This is a genomic window from Mitsuaria sp. TWR114 (assembly GCF_007997345.1).
The window spans coordinates 1-1,076 of sequence record NZ_VOSR01000953.1 but is presented as its reverse complement, the minus strand read 5'-3'; the positions used below and the strand labels follow the sequence as shown (position 1 = coordinate 1,076).

Sequence of the window (1,076 nt, the reverse complement as noted above, 5' to 3'; positions counted from 1 at the left end):
GCGCGTGCGGCGGTGCTGCTTCTGGCAGGGATGTCGATGTGCGGGTGGCATTCGCGGGGGCGGCCAGGGCGGTGCCTGCGTCCCAGGCGTCGGCCCAGGCGTCCAACTGCGCGTCGATGTCGGGGAGCTCCAGCGCCTGCACCAGGCCCAGGTGGCGCTCGGGGAGCGAGAGCGAGGCGTCGCGCTTGAGCGCGGCAATCAGCGGCAGGTCGGCAGGCAGGGACTCGCCGACCATGCGCGCATGCGCGTTGCTGCCCACCCGGTTGGCGATCACGCCCACGACCTGGATGTCGTCGCGGAAGCGCGCCAGGCCCGTCGCCAGCGCGCCGAAGGTCTGCGCCATCGCGGAGGCATCCATCACCGCGATCACCGGCAGGCCGAAGGCCGCCGCCAGGTCGGCGCTGCTGGGCTTGCCGTCGAACAGGCCCATCACGCCCTCGACCAGCACCAGATCCGACTCGCGCGACGCCTGCGCCAGCAACTCGCGGCAGTGCGCCTCGCCGCCCATGAAGAGGTCGAGCTGGTAGACGGTGTGGCCGCTGGCGCGGGCGAGCACCATCGGGTCCAGGTAGTCCGGTCCGGTCTTGAAGACGCGCACGCGCAGGCCGCGCCGGCGCGCCGAGCGCGCAATGGCCGCGGTGACGCTGGTCTTGCCCTGGCCAGAAGCCGGCGCGCTGATCAGGAAGGCGGGGCAGTCGGTCATCGCGGCATCGGCTCCGTCGTTGTCGCGTCGTTCATGCATTGAGCGCCACCCATCGGCCTTGCACCTGCAGGATCAGCAGGCGGTGGTGGAAGACGCGCTGCAACGCGTCGTGCGTGGTGGGGTCGTGGGGCGGGCCCTGGTGGACGATGCGGCCGCCATCCATGACGACCAGCGTGTCCGCCTGCAGCGCGACATTGAGTTCATGCAGCACGCTGACCACCGCGCCGCCCGCCGCGACGCGGCCGCGCACGATGCGCGCCCAGTCGCTCTGGTGCGGCGGATCCAGGTGGGCCAGCGGCTCGTCCATCAGCAGCACGCCGGAATGCACCGCCAGCGCCCGCGCCAGCAGCACCCGCTGGCGCTCGCCGCCGGA

2 protein-coding genes are annotated in these 1,076 nt (G+C 72.6%); both read right to left on the bottom strand.

Annotated elements, in window-relative coordinates:
* On the bottom strand, positions 1–703 hold a 703-nt coding region (locus FUT87_RS26245; protein WP_147242885.1), incomplete at its 3' end, for an AAA family ATPase.
* 31 nt (positions 704–734) lie between these two features.
* On the bottom strand, positions 735–1,076 hold a 342-nt coding region (locus FUT87_RS26240; RefSeq protein ID WP_147242884.1), incomplete at its 5' end, for an ATP-binding cassette domain-containing protein.